The 11,363-nt window shown below is 72.2% G+C and carries 10 protein-coding genes and 1 pseudogene; 3 read left to right on the top strand and 8 right to left on the bottom strand.

Annotation, left to right across the window (positions count from 1 at the left end; translation table 11 throughout):
• From AB0B41_RS36155 to AB0B41_RS36135, 5 genes and pseudogenes are all read right to left on the bottom strand, one after another.
• Positions 1-266: pseudogene (locus tag AB0B41_RS36155) on the bottom strand (transporter); the annotation flags it as partial.
• Positions 263-1,420 (bottom strand): acyl-CoA dehydrogenase family protein, encoded by a 1,158-nt coding sequence (locus tag AB0B41_RS36150; protein WP_358211504.1) that lies wholly within the window; start codon positions 1,418-1,420, stop codon positions 263-265. The pseudogene AB0B41_RS36155 and the gene AB0B41_RS36150, both read right to left, overlap by 4 nt.
• A gap of 19 nt (positions 1,421-1,439) precedes the next feature.
• The gene (locus AB0B41_RS36145; RefSeq protein ID WP_358211502.1) at positions 1,440-2,180 is read right to left on the bottom strand and encodes an SDR family NAD(P)-dependent oxidoreductase; all 741 of its coding nucleotides are present in this window, start codon (positions 2,178-2,180) and stop codon (positions 1,440-1,442) included.
• Complete coding sequence (locus tag AB0B41_RS36140; protein WP_358211500.1) at positions 2,180-2,500, bottom strand: hypothetical protein; 321 nt, start codon at positions 2,498-2,500, stop codon at positions 2,180-2,182. Before AB0B41_RS36140 ends, AB0B41_RS36145 begins: the two co-directional genes overlap by 1 nt.
• On the bottom strand, positions 2,497-2,709 hold the full coding sequence (locus AB0B41_RS36135; RefSeq protein WP_358211498.1) for a ferredoxin: 213 nt from the start codon (positions 2,707-2,709) through the stop codon (positions 2,497-2,499). Before AB0B41_RS36135 ends, AB0B41_RS36140 begins: the two co-directional genes overlap by 4 nt.
• Positions 2,710-2,864: 155 nt before the next feature.
• Here AB0B41_RS36135 and AB0B41_RS36130 point away from each other — a divergent pair, with 155 nt between their 5' ends.
• From AB0B41_RS36130 to AB0B41_RS36120, 3 genes are read left to right on the top strand one after another with little or no spacing between them, the layout of a single operon-like run.
• Positions 2,865-3,998, top strand: coding sequence for an alcohol dehydrogenase catalytic domain-containing protein (locus AB0B41_RS36130; RefSeq protein ID WP_358211496.1), 1,134 nt, complete (start codon positions 2,865-2,867; stop codon positions 3,996-3,998).
• On the top strand, positions 3,991-5,106 hold the full coding sequence (locus AB0B41_RS36125; RefSeq protein WP_358211494.1) for a citramalate synthase: 1,116 nt from the start codon (positions 3,991-3,993) through the stop codon (positions 5,104-5,106). The genes AB0B41_RS36130 and AB0B41_RS36125 overlap by 8 nt, the downstream gene beginning before the upstream one ends.
• The gene (locus tag AB0B41_RS36120; protein WP_358211492.1) at positions 5,103-5,879 is read left to right on the top strand and encodes an enoyl-CoA hydratase-related protein; all 777 of its coding nucleotides are present in this window, start codon (positions 5,103-5,105) and stop codon (positions 5,877-5,879) included. Before AB0B41_RS36125 ends, AB0B41_RS36120 begins: the two co-directional genes overlap by 4 nt.
• Positions 5,880-5,999: 120 nt before the next feature.
• On the opposite strand, the gene AB0B41_RS36115 is transcribed toward AB0B41_RS36120, so the two are convergent.
• From AB0B41_RS36115 to AB0B41_RS36105, 3 genes are all read right to left on the bottom strand, one after another.
• Positions 6,000-8,903: a BTAD domain-containing putative transcriptional regulator gene (locus AB0B41_RS36115; protein WP_358211490.1), complete on the bottom strand. Its 2,904-nt coding sequence runs from the start codon at positions 8,901-8,903 to the stop codon at positions 6,000-6,002.
• 543 nt (positions 8,904-9,446) lie between these two features.
• On the bottom strand, positions 9,447-10,736 hold the full coding sequence (locus AB0B41_RS36110; protein ID WP_358211488.1) for an NtaA/DmoA family FMN-dependent monooxygenase: 1,290 nt from the start codon (positions 10,734-10,736) through the stop codon (positions 9,447-9,449).
• A gap of 71 nt (positions 10,737-10,807) precedes the next feature.
• The gene (locus tag AB0B41_RS36105; RefSeq protein ID WP_358211486.1) at positions 10,808-11,305 is read right to left on the bottom strand and encodes a flavin reductase family protein; all 498 of its coding nucleotides are present in this window, start codon (positions 11,303-11,305) and stop codon (positions 10,808-10,810) included.
• Positions 11,306-11,363: the final 58 nt, after the last annotated feature.

Raw genomic sequence — 11,363 nt, 5'->3', positions numbered from 1 at the left:
GCGGACCCGCCGCCCCCGCCGCCGTACTGCAGGGCGCCGAGCCGGAGCTCGCGGATCCCGAGGGCCGTGGCGAGGCGCAGCGGAGTGGTGCCGTCGTTCGAGTAGGCGACGAAGCCGTCGATGTCGTCGACCTCGACACCGGCGTCCTCGGCCGCACCGAGGACGGCCCGCAGGACCATCGTGAACTCGGACTCCTGCGAGCCGCCGTGCTTGAAGTAGTCGCTGGCGCCGATCCCGGCGACGGCGACGCGGCCGCGCAGCGTCATCCTGCGTACGACGTCAGGACGGACGGCGCCGCGTTGACCATGGTCGTCGGGTCGACGTAGACGTGCTGGGTCGCGGCGTGCATGTCCTGCACGCACTTGGCCAGGGCATTCGGGGTCCGCAACCCCTTGCTGCCCGACCAGGTGTAGGCGAACTCCACGGCCTCGGCGCCGACCCGGGTGACATAGGTCGAGGCCTGCCGTACCCGCTGGTACTGCAGGTCGGACACGGCGTCGCCGCGGTTCACGGTCTGCTGGGCATCGTCGAACACCTCGAAGCACAGCGCCCGCGCCGCGCGGAGCTTCGCCTCCATCTCGGCGAACTCGTGCCGGAACAGCTGCTGCTCGATGATCGGCGGCACACCCGGGCGGCTCTTGCCCGCCGACAGGATCCGGTGCAGCTCCTCGAACGCGCGCTTCGCGATCCCCATCGCCACACCGGCGTGCCCGGCCGAGCCCATGATCTGCAACCCGAGGCGCTGGGTCGCCTGGCCCCGCAGTGGCACCGCGCCGACCCGCTTGACGGTGAACTCCGCCGGCACGAACTGCTCGGGGATCTCGTAGTCGTAGCTCCCGGTGCCCTGCAGGCCGAAGACCTCCCAGTTCCCCAGAAAGTTCACGTTCTCGCGCGGCACCAGGAAGATCAGCTCGATCTCGCCGTGCTCGCCCGCGTTCGCGCCGCCCCCGACCCAGTGCGCGTGCCCGGTGCCCGACCCGAACTGGAACCGGCCCCTGGCCGTGTAGCCGCCGTCGGCCTCGGCGACCTTGCCCATCGGCCCGAACATCCCGGCGATGATCGACTTCTCGGTGCCGAACAAGGTCTCCACCGCGACGTCGGTGCAGTGCCCGCCGGCGAAGCCGGTGACGGACATGTTCGCCATCATGCTCCAGCCGACGGAACCGTCCGCGGCGCAGATCTCCTCCACGACCTCCAGGGCCTGGGTGATCTCGCCGTTCCCACCGCCCAGCTCGCCGGGCAGCAGCAGCCAGAACAGCTCGGCGTCCGAGATGAGCTTGACGACGTCGTCGGTCATCGTGCCGTGTGTGTCGACCGCCTCGGCGGCGGCGCGGACCTGCGGGGCGATCGCCCGGGCGCGCTCGACGGGGTCTGCGATGCCCATCGGGGCGGACGACGGTCGTTCGGTGGTGGCGGTCATCGAAGATTCCCTTCTCGCACTACATGAACCGGCCGCCCGAGACCTCCAGGGCGGCTCCGGTGACGAAGGTGGACATGTCGGAGGCCAGGAAGACCGCGGCGTCCGCGATCTCGTGGGGCTCCCCGATGCGCCCGAGCGGGACATCGGTCAGCCGGGCGGCCAGGTCCTCCGGGGCGAGCTGCTCGGCCATCGCCGTGCGCATGATGCCGGGCAGGATCGTGTTGACCCGGATGTTCCTGGGCGCCAGCTCCTTGGCCGCGGCCTTGGTGAGGCCGAGGATCGCGGCCTTGGCGGTGCTGTAGTTGGTCTGCCCGGCCAGCCCGGCCTTGCCGCCGATGCTCGAGATGTTGATGATCGAGCCGCCGCCCTCGCCGATGTGCATGCCCGCGTACTTGCAGCCGAGCCAGCTGCCCTGCACGTGCACGTCGATCAGGGCGCGAAATCCGGATAGCGGCATCCCGGCCATGTCGCCGTTGCGCAGGATGCCGGCGTTGTTGACCCAGATGGTCAGGCCGTGGCGGGCCGCCCGCTCGGCGAGCTCGGCGACCGACAGCTCGTCGGTGACGTCGCACGCGACAGCGGTCGCCTCGGTCAGCCCCTCGGCGGCGAGTTGCTCGGCCGCAGCGGCGGCCGCGTCCTTGTCGACGTCCGCCACGAGGACGTGGGCACCCTGTTGCAGGAATCCGCGAGCCATCGCGTAGCCGAGGCCGCGCGCGGCGCCGGTGACCACCGCGGTCCGGCCGCTGAGCAGCTCGCCCATCAGTCGCTCGCCGGCAGCGGCTTGGCGGTCTTCAGGACCAGCGGGACGGTGCCGTCCGCCAGCGTGCCCGCGCCGGCCTTGGTCACCAGCACCTCGACGTCCGGGTCGGACTCTGCGGTGTATCGCTTGCCCACCTGGGTGCCCCCGGCGAGATCGGCCGCGGGCTCGAGGCCGGCCGCGTCGGCGTCGCGGCCGACCATCGGCTGCCCGCCGCAGGTGAGCTCGACGGTCCCGGCGCCCGTCCGGACGACGATCACCTCGGTCGAGCAGGTCTGGCTCCGCAGCCGCAGTCCCGGGCGCAGCGCGGTCGGGGCGCTCACGACCTGCTCCGAGCGGCCTCGGACACCGTGATGGCGCCCTCGGGGCAGTTCTCCGCCGCTGCGCGGGCCTCGGCCTGATGGTCGGCGGGCTCGGTGTCGAGCAGGACCGGCCTGCCCTCGTCGTCCGCGTCGAACAGCTCCGGCGCCAGCATGTAGCAGCGTCCGTGACCGGTGCACCGGTCGTAGTCGATGGTGATCCGCAGGGACACCCGGTACCTCCGTGCAGGCTCGCTTCGTCGCTGGCGGGACACAGCCTGCGCGGCCGGTCGTTACCTGTTGCATTACGACACCCGCCGTAACGCGCGCCATAACGAGACGCCCGCTGTGATGGGCTCGCACACGAGCGCGAGAGGACGGGTGGACGATGAAGTCACAGGCTGCGGTGGTGACGGGTCGGGACGAGCCGTGGCGGATCGTCGAGATCGACGTGGCGGCCCCCGCACCCGGCGAGGTCCTGGTGGAATGGCACGCGGCGGGTCTCTGCCATTCCGACGAGCACTTCCGCAGCGGCGACCGGGTCGCCCCCGGCGGGGACGCGGCCCTGTATCCGATGCTCGGCGGGCACGAGGCCGCCGGGATCGTGGCCGAGGTCGGGGCCGGCGTCACGACGGTGCGTCCCGGTGACCACGTGTGCGCCAGCTTCTCCCCGATCTGTGGCCGCTGCCGCTACTGCACGTCCGGGCGCGGCTCGCTCTGCAACGGCAACAAGGACTTCATGCTCCGCGGACAGCTGGTCGACGGCGCCCACCGCCACCACCTGGACGGCGAGCCGCTCTACCTGATGGCCAAGCTCGGCACCTTCGCCGAGCGGACCGTCGTCGCCGAGCGGTCCGTCATCCCCATCCCCCACGACGTCCCCTTCGAGGCCGCGGCCCTGGTGTCGTGCGGCGTGGCGACCGGCTGGGGGTCCGCGGTGGAGCGGGCGGGCACCCTGCCCGGTGACGTCGTCGTGGTGGTGGGGTGTGGCGGGCTGGGGCTGAGCGCGGTGCAGGGCGCCCGCACCGTCGGCGCCCGCGAGATCATCGCGATCGACCCGCTCCCGCTGCGCCGCGACGGCGCGAAGACCTGCGGCGCCACGCGCACCGCGGCGTCGATCGACGAGGCGCGCGGGGTCATCGCCGACCTGACCAACGGCCAGGGGGCGGACCGCGTCATCCTCACCCCGAGCGTCGTGACCCCGGAGATCCTGCACGACGGTCTCGACGTCACCGGCAAGGACTCCGTGCTCGTGGTGACGGGGATGGGGCCCTTTGGCGAGAGCCCGGTGCCGCTGGACATCGGCGCGTTCGCGTTGCTCAACAAGCAGATCCGTGGCTGCCTGTTCGGCTCGCTGGACCCGCGCACCGCGACCCCGCGGCTGCTGGACCTCTACCGCAGCGGGCTGCTGGACATCGACGCGTTGATCACCCGCTACCCGCTGGCGGACATCGGCACCGCGCTGGCCGACCAGCTGGAGGGCCGCAACCTGCGCGGCGTGCTGGTGATGAACGGTGCCTGAGGTCGGCACCGCCCTGCCACGCGTCCGCATCGTCGACGAGACCATGCGCGAGGGCATGCAGATCGAGGACGCGGCGATCCCGACGGCGCGCAAGGTGGAGCTGCTCGACGCGTTGTCGTCCACCGGCCTGCGGCACCTGGTCGTCGGGTCCTTCGTGAGTCCTCGCTGGGTGCCGCAGATGGCCGACGTCGAGGGCGTGCTAGCCGGCTTCACCCCGGTCCCGGGGGTCGAGTACACCGCGTTGGCGCTGAACGAGAAGGGCGCCGAGCGACGCACGCGCCACGTCCCGCCGCTCACGGTGGACTCCCGGCCGCGGCTGACCGTGCACGCCTGCGACGTGTTCGTGCAACGCAACACCAACCGCACCCAGGCCCAGGAGATCGCGGGTTGGGACAAGGCGGTGGCCGCGGCGGTCGAGTCCGGCTCGACCGCGGCGACGGTCCGGCTCGGCGCCGCGTTCGGCTCCAACTGGACCGGGGACGTCGCCGTCGGCGACGGGTTGGCGCTGATCGAGCGCATGATGCGGGCCTGGGAGGACGCCGGGATCGTCGCCGACACGGTATGGCTGGGCGACCCGATGGGGTGGAGCCACCCACTCCGGATGGAGGCGTACGTCCGGGGGATCCTCGCTCGCTGGCCCGGGGTGCGACACCTGCACCTGCACCTGCACGACCAGCGCGGCGCAGCCCTCGTCTCCGCGTGGACGGCGCTGCGGCTGCTGCCCGCCCACATGACCCTGACGATCGACGCCGCGGTGGGCGGGATCGGCGGCTGCCCGTACTGCGGAAACGGCCGCGCCACCGGGATGATCCCGACGGAGGACCTCGTCGACCTGCTCGAGGAGGCCGGCATCGACACCGGCGTGGACCGCGACCGGCTGATCGAGGTCGCCCTGCTCGCCGCCGACGTCGTCGGGCGGCCGCTGCACGGACGCCTCCCGCTCGCCGGGCCCCGTCCGCGCGGCGCTCGGCTCTATCCGATGGACATGCCCTTCGTGGAGACGGTCGAGCAGGCTGCCCACTTCCGGCTCGGGCGGGCCGCCTACGCGGGCGCACCGTCGCCGTGGAGGACACCGATCACCAGCCACCAACGTCAGGAGAGTTCGTGACCGAGCTGCTCGTCGAGAAGCGCGACCATGCGGCCTGGCTGACCCTCAACCGCCCGGAGCGGCTCAATGCGCTCGACGCGGAGCTCAAGCGGCAGTTGGTCGCCGCGGCCGTGGACGCCACCGTCGATCCCGACGTGTGGGTCGTGGTGCTGCGGGCAGCGGGCGGCAAGGCGTTCTGTGTGGGCGCCGACCTCAAGGCGATGCGTGAGCGGGACGGCGCGGGTGGGCGTACAGCCACGCCGATGATCGAGGTCGAGCGCAACGTCTACGAGGGCGTACTGGAGATCCCCAAGCCCACGATCGCCGTGGTCGACGGCTATGCCCTCGGCGGCGGTTGTGAGCTCGCCATGGCCTGCGACCTGCGCGTCGCCTCGGACGACGCCGTGTTCGGGATGCCGGAGTCGTTGCGCGGCATGGGCGCCAACTTCGGCTCCGTCCTGCTGCCCCGGCTGATCCCCCGCGCCCTGGCCATGGAGATGCTCTACTTCGGCGACCGGGTTCCCGCCGACCGTGCCCTGGCGATGGGCCTGGTCAACCGCGTCTGGCCCAAGGCCGAGCTGGCGAAACGGGTCGAGGAGTGGGTGGCGGAACTACTCACCCGCGCCCCCCTGACCCTGCGCCGCTACAAGGAGATGGCGGGCAAGGGCTGGGAGATGCCGGTCCCCGCCCACCTGCGGCTCAACGCCGGGCCCAACCCCTACACCTCCGAGGACCGGGTGGAGGGCGCCAAGGCCTTCGCCGAGAAGCGCCCCCCACGCTGGCAGGGTCGCTGACGAACCCGCTCGCGGGGCCCGCCCGCTCTGATCTCCGTCATTCGCGCCGCCCCGATGCGCGTGGCCTCTCCGATGCGGGGCGTCGCGCCCCAGGGTGCGGCCGAGACGTTGGCCGAGGCGTTACCGCCGGGCCCGGGTGGCGCGGGGAGTCGGTGGGGCCGCGGCGCCGTGGGCGAGTCGGCGCAGCTCCGGGCCGGGCTCGAGCCCGAGCTCGGCGAGAGCGGAGTGGGCACGGCGGTAGACCGCCATCGCGGCGACCCGGTTCCCGCCGAGATGTTCCGCCCGCATCAGCAGACCGTAGATCTCCTCGCTGAACGGGTTGATCTCGAGCGCCCGTGAGGCGTACTGCCGCACCATGTCCACGTCGGACGCCTCGACCGCCCACCACAGCAGGGTGCTCACCGCCTCCTCGTGCAGCACCGACAGGTAGACGCGACGCTGCTCGACCCAGGCCAGGTCGCTCCCGGGCAGGTACACGCCCGGAGCGAGATCGACGGCCGCACGGAGGGCCTGGATGTCAGCGCCGGTCGGCTCCCGGACCCCGCGGGCGACCAGCGCGGCCTGCTCGAACGCGTCGTCCTCCGCGGTCAACCGGACCGCCTTCGGCCAGGCCACCATGTTGTCGCTGCGCTCCAGCCGCACCCCGGTCAGCTCGCGGAGCCGGAAGATGATCTGGCGGAAGTGGTTGCCGCCGCGACTGCGCGCCACCTCCGGGAACAGCCGCTCCTGCAGCCTGCTCCGCTCGATCCCGTCCGAGTGCTGGGCCAGGTCCGCGATGAGCTCCACGACCTTCATCCGGCGGGCGGTGGACTCCACCCCGTCGACGACGATGCCGGGCGGCTCGCGGAAGGGGCGCAGTTCCACCCGCTCGGGCAGCCGTTCGGTGGTCGACACCGCCGAGGTCGCCGAGTCCTCGGAGGCGCCGGAGGGCTCGGCGACCTCCTGTGACGTCGCGAGGTTGAGCAGGTCACCGGACCGCAGCTGGTAGCAGCGATCAAGCGCCACGTCCGCCCAGTACGAGCTGCCGAGGGCACCCACCCGGCTGCGGACGTCGGCGAGCACCGCCCGCGCCGACGCCTCGTCAGCCAGGCGACAGTGCGCCTCCGCGAGGGCGTAGCCGGCTGCGGCCACCATGAGATGCCGCCGGGCGTGGAGCATCGACTCGACGGCCGGGGCGAGGACGTCCATCGCGTCCCGCGGCCTGTCCAGCTCCAGGAACGCGAGCCCGAGGACCACGCGGGCCCACTCCGTGATCGCCCGCCGTTCGACGCCCTCCAGCTCGATCAGGCCGGGACGCAGCGCCTCCACAGCCTCGGCCGGCGCCCCCGCCTTCAGCGCAGCCCAGGCGGCGAGGATCTCGTGGTGGTTCTCGCCACCGGTGCTGCGGGCCGCCTCGGCGCTCTCCTGCAGCATCCGTCCCGCCCTGCCGGTGTCCCCCTGAGCGATGATGAGGGCTGCTCGGGCGAACTGGGCGTGCGGCCTGCTGCTCCGGTCGGCCGGAATCGCCTCCCAGGCCGCCGACGCCAGCTCCAACTGGCCCGTCCACGCGGCGGCCAGCACGATGTTCGGATTGTCGTCGGCGTCGGGGGTGCCGACCGCGCCCAGGATCTCGGCACAACGTCCCTGCCAGAGCATGCCCCAGTGCACGACCGGTGCCATGTTCTGCCACCGCGTGGTCAACGGTGGCAGGGCAGGCTCGGTCCCGTTGGTGGCGGCGATCATGAACCGGACGGCGTCGGCGCGGTGCCCGTCCCGCTTGTCGTCGACGTAGTGCTCGGCCTCGCCCGGCCTGCTGTGCAGGATCCACAGCACGACACCGACGATCCCCGGGTCCACGGCGACCACGTCGTCCATGCGACCGTCCCGCTCCAGTTGGTGGATCAGGACGACGGCACGATCGATGCGCCGCAGCGCGTGCAGCGAACGGATCCGGCAGGCGGTCAGGACGTCCGACGCGAGCAGGTACGGCTCCCCGATCAGCTCGACCCAACGCTCCACGAGCGGTACCGCGGGGGTCGGGTCCGGCAGCCTGCGCACGCCCTCCTCGAGCACCTCCACGGCCAGCCGCGGGTCGCCCGCACGCACGCACCAGTCCACGGCGGCGTCGAAGCGGCCCGCGAGACTGAGGTGCATCGCGAACCGCCTGCGGAGCTCGGGCAGCCTGCCGGCCCGCCTGTGCGGCAGTATCTCGTGCAGGCAGTCCCTCAGCAGCGGGGCGAAGCACAGCGCGTCCTCGGGAGCGGTGTACTCCTCGCGTCCCGGGCCCCGGGTCACCATCGGGAGCACCCGGGTCCGCAGCGCCCCGAAGACCGCCTCACCGCGGGGACCGAGCAGGCCCACCGCGTCCTGCCGGGTCAGCCGGTCCAGCAGCGACCCGGCCAGCAGGAGATCCTGCTCGTCGAGTGGCAGCGCGTCCACGATCGTCGCCTCGACGACGTCGACGACGACCGGCGAGAGCGGACCGGCCGGCCCCGCGAGTCTCATCAGCAGGACGGCTCCGGCGATCCAGCCCCGAGCCCGGTCGACCATCCGGGCAGCCTCGACCTCGGTGAGCCCGGGCCGCACCGCAGCCGCCAGACCAACGACCTCGTGCCGACCGACCAGCAGGTCCGCGGCATCGATCACCTCGCACGTCCCCTGCAGCACAAGCGTGCCCACCACCGGGCCGAGCGCGCGCGTGCTCAGCGCCAGGACCTCCGTCCCCGCTGCGGGCTCGGCGAGGAAGTCCGTCAGCACGCTCACCAGACGCGGATCATCGATGACGTTCTCCAGGTCGTCCAGCACGACGAAAGGAGCGGATCGGGCCCGGTCGAGGGCCTCTCGCAGCTCCTCGACACCGGAGTCCGGGCTCGCCGACACCCAGAGGGACCGCTCGCCGCGCTCGGCGGCCACCAGACGGGCGAGCGAGGACTTACCCGCTCCCGACGGCGCGGTGACCACCACCGTCGACGCGCGGATGAACGCCTCCGCGACCCTCCCGACAAGGCCGGGGCGTGGGAACAGCCCGAGATCGTCAGCAGGCACCGAACCACCACCGGGGCTGCGCCCCCGACTCGCGGAACCCGCCTCGGAGATCACCGTCGGCATCGACGTGTCGATCGTCACGCACATGGCCTAACACGTCCGAGTGACCTCCGACAAGGAGCGTGATTCACCCGTCACCGAGCCGAGCGCCGGCTCCGCCGCGGGCACGACCTGGAAGCTGGCGACCTCGACGACCTGGATCCCGGTGAACATGCTCGACACGTGTCCTCCCACGGCGTCCCCCGGCGCCGCCGTCGGTGCCGGGCGACCCCAGGGTCGTACCGGGTCGTTATCCATGGCGTTATGGCCAGGCTCCCAGGGCTCCTTCGAGCAGCATCCCGCATCGACGGGCAGGGCGACTCCCGTGACGCAGCGTGACCCGTCGGGGGCGAGAGGGACCGCCGCCGTCCTGTCTCCGATCGGGAGGGCGAGCCGCACTCATGTAAGGAGCTCCGGGACTTGATCGGCTCGGGGTTCTCGGGTTGCATGCGCATCCCGGCTGGTCCGGTGGGTGGCGTCGAGTAGCGCTCTGAGGGTCGGGAATCAGCGGAAGAGGCTGTCGCGGAAGGTCGTGCCGGGGTAGTCGGTGCGGAAGAGGCCCCGCCGCTGCAGCTCGGGGACGACGAACTCGACGAACCGGGAGAGGCTGTCCGGGCTGAGCGCGTGCGTGACGATGAACCCGTCGCAACAGCCGGACTCGAACAGCTCCTGCATCTGGTCCACCACGGTGGCCGCCGACCCGACGTAGCGCGGTGTGAAGTCGCTGGTGCACTGGAGCAGGGCGGCGTCCCGCAGGGTGAACGTCCGGCCCTCGGAGTTCCAGCCCAGCAGCCGCGCCACGGCGCCGTGCACCTGCTTGCCGTCGTCGGGGACGATCGCCGCGAGTGGGGTGTCGAGCGGGACGTCCTTCAGCTCGACGCCCAGGGACATCTCCAGCACCTTCATCGCGGCGCGGGGCTCCACGAGGGCGTCGAGCGACGCGGCGTACTCGGCGGCCTCGGCGTCCGAGCTGCCGGCGACGACGTCGACGGACGGGAGGACCACGCAGTCCTCGGGTCGACGCTCGTAGCGGTCGACCATGAGCCCCTTCAGCTCCGTGTAGTAGTCGCGCAGCGCCGACCCGGTCGAGTGCGGGCTGAAGACCACCTCGGCCCATCGGGCCGCGAAGTCCATCCCGCGTGCGGACGCGCCCGCCTGCATGAGCACCGGCCGCCCCTGGGCGGAGCGAGGAACGGTGAGGCCACCGGCGTAGCGCACCGCCTTGCCCTCGTAGGTGCTGTACCGGATCCGTTCCGGGTCGGCGAAGACGCCGCTCTCCCGGTCGATGACCAGGGCGTCCTCGGCCCAGGTGTCCCACAGCTGCAGACACGCCTCGACGACCTCGTCGGCCATGTCGTAGCGGGCCGCCTTGTCGAGGATGTGGTCGTGTCCGAAGAGGCGGGCGTCGGAGTCCTGGAACGAGGTGACGACGTTCCAGCCTGCCCGGCCTCCGCTCATCCGGTCCAGCGTGCCGAACGCGCGGGCGATGATGTAGGGCGGGTAGAAGGTCGTGCTCATCGTCGCGCTGAGCCCGAGGTGACGGGTCACCCGCGCCATCGCGGTCAGGATCTGCAGCGGGTCCAGCAGCGACAGCATGCCGCCGAACCTGATGGTGTCGAGCTGCTCGGTGCCGAACCCCGGCAGGTGGCTCTCGACGAAGAAGACGCCGTCGAACAGCCCCTTCTCGTACAGGCGCGCCAGGGTCTCGTAGCGTTCGTAGGAGGTGACGCCGTCGGCATCGCTGTCCGGGTGGCGCCACGCCCCACTGTGGTGGGTCGCCGGTCCCCCGTTCATCAGGCCGACCAGATGCATCTGTCGTGTCGTCACGTCGTCCGCGGTTCCCTGTGTGAGTCGTATGGGGGTCGTCAGCCCGCCGCGAGCAACCGGAAGCGGCTGCCGTGGAAGACCAGGGGCGGGGTGTCGAGCTCGGTACGGGTGCCCAGGATGCGCAGCAGGACGATGGTGTGGTCGCCCGCGGGCAACTCGTCGTGCACGACACAGTCGAGCCACGCGGCCGAGCCGTCGACGAAGACGGCCCCGTCCGCGGTGGCGTCCCACGCGACGCCGTCGAACCGGTCGCCCTCCTTGCGGGACAGGGCCGCGCACGCCCGGTCGTGGGTCTCGGCGAGCACACTGATCCCCAGCCGCGGGAGCCTACGGAGCCGCGGCCAGGTCGACGAGGTGTCCTGCACGCACACCGACACCAACGGCGGGTCCAGCGAGACCGCGGTGAACGAGCTGGCCGCCATGCCGTCCGGGGCCCCGTCGCGCAGGCCGCAGACCGCGGCGACCCCTGTCGGGAAGCATCCGTAGGTCCGACGGAGCGCGGAGCCGTCGTCGAGGGGATCGAGCGGGTCGAGCATGGTTCCTCCCGGAACCGGGGGGGGGGGGGGGGGGCGCCCCCCCCGGGCGGCGCGCCGC

The organism is Pseudonocardia sp. NPDC049154 (assembly GCF_040648315.1).
GTDB lineage: Bacteria > Actinomycetota > Actinomycetes > Mycobacteriales > Pseudonocardiaceae > Pseudonocardia.
Note: the sequence above shows the minus strand (reverse complement) of the source record. Positions and strands in the feature narration are given on the sequence as shown.

Excerpts from the sequence above, each read along its gene's own strand:
- AB0B41_RS36110 (WP_358211488.1), bottom strand. The coding sequence starts at position 10,736 with ATGAACGGGGGACCGGCGACCCACCACAGTGGGGCGTGGCGCCACCCG.
- AB0B41_RS36150 (WP_358211504.1), bottom strand. The coding sequence starts at position 1,420 with ATGACCGCCACCACCGAACGACCGTCGTCCGCCCCGATGGGCATCGCA.
- AB0B41_RS36105 (WP_358211486.1), bottom strand. The coding sequence starts at position 11,305 with ATGCTCGACCCGCTCGATCCCCTCGACGACGGCTCCGCGCTCCGTCGG.
- AB0B41_RS36130 (WP_358211496.1), top strand. The coding sequence starts at position 2,865 with ATGAAGTCACAGGCTGCGGTGGTGACGGGTCGGGACGAGCCGTGGCGG.
- AB0B41_RS36145 (WP_358211502.1), bottom strand. The coding sequence starts at position 2,180 with ATGGGCGAGCTGCTCAGCGGCCGGACCGCGGTGGTCACCGGCGCCGCG.